This is a genomic window from Alkalibacterium sp. m-11, from assembly GCF_054658155.1.
This window is the reverse complement of record NZ_BAAGIR010000667.1, coordinates 1-235: the sequence shown is the minus strand read 5'-3', so window position 1 is coordinate 235 and position 235 is coordinate 1. Positions and strand designations below refer to the sequence as shown.

General features: G+C 43.4%; 1 pseudogene. It reads left to right on the top strand.

Annotated elements, in window-relative coordinates:
- Positions 1-101 (top strand): annotated as a pseudogene (locus tag ACYQ2O_RS13845) (IS200/IS605 family transposase); the annotation flags it as partial.
- Positions 102-235 lie beyond the last annotated feature (134 nt).

Here is a 235-nt window from a genome sequence, read left to right as displayed (position 1 = left end):
AGTATATTAGGAATCAGCTTCGAGAAGACTATATGAGCGATCAACTGACATTATTCGAAGAATATGATCCGTTCACCGGACATAAGAACAAGAAAAAATAAACGATTCTTTTAGAATCAGTGAGTAAGTGTGGTGCATAAGGGAAACCCACTCAGTGGGCCTTTCAGGCCGAGGCCGGTAAGAGAGGCTTTCAGCCGCAGAGCAAACCACCAGTTCACACTGGTGGTTTTGATTT